The organism is Myxococcus llanfairpwllgwyngyllgogerychwyrndrobwllllantysiliogogogochensis, assembly GCF_006636215.1.
GTDB lineage: Bacteria > Myxococcota > Myxococcia > Myxococcales > Myxococcaceae > Myxococcus > Myxococcus llanfairpwllgwyngyllgogerychwyrndrobwllllantysiliogogogochensis.
Genome location: NZ_VIFM01000572.1, coordinates 1 through 808, shown reverse-complemented (window position 1 = coordinate 808; position 808 = coordinate 1). Strand labels below are relative to the sequence as shown.

Below are 808 nucleotides of genomic sequence, written 5' to 3'. Positions count from 1 at the left end.
GTTACCGGACGTTCGAACTGTTCACCGGTGCGGCCATCAAACAGGGTGATCTGACCGGAAGTCGGCAGGTCGCCCAGCTGCAGCAGCTCTTTGATTTCAGCTTCTTTCGCACCGTCGAATACCGGCGTTGCGATCGGCATGCCTTTACGCAGGTTTTCAGCCAGACGCAGAACTTCTTCATCGCTGAAGGTATTCAGGTCAACTTTCTGGCGAACGTCAGCGCCCAGATCGTAAGCACGCTGGATGAATTCGCGCAGTTTCGCGACTTCCTGCTGCTGTTTCAGCATGGCGTTGATCTTATCGCCGATGCCTTTTGCAGCCATACCCAGGTGAGTTTCAAGGATCTGACCGATGTTCATACGAGACGGTACGCCCAGCGGGTTCAGTACGATATCTACCGGCGTACCGTTAGCATCGTGCGGCATATCTTCGATCGGGTTGATCTTAGAGATAACACCCTTGTTACCGTGACGACCCGCCATCTTATCACCAGGCTGGATACGGCGTTTAACGGCCAGATATACCTTAACAATCTTCAGCACGCCCGGTGCCAGATCGTCGCCTTGGGTGATTTTACGGCGTTTCGCTTCGAGTTTTTTCTCGAACTCGTGTTTCAGTTCGTCATACTGCTCAGCCAGCTGTTCCAGCTGATTTTGTTTCTCTTCGTCGGTCAGGCCCAGTTCCAGCCAGCGATCGCGAGGCAGCTTGTCGAGCTTCTCAGCTTCAACGCCACCGGAGACCAGCACCGCGTAGATACGACTGAACAGACCGGCTTCGAGGATCTGCAGTTCTTCAGACAGGTCTTTTT

General features: G+C 53.7%; 1 protein-coding gene. It reads right to left on the bottom strand.

Annotation, left to right across the window (positions count from 1 at the left end):
* A partial coding sequence (locus tag FJV41_RS55090; protein ID WP_497812680.1) for an HMG-box domain-containing protein occupies window positions 1–808 on the bottom strand: 808 nt, incomplete at both ends.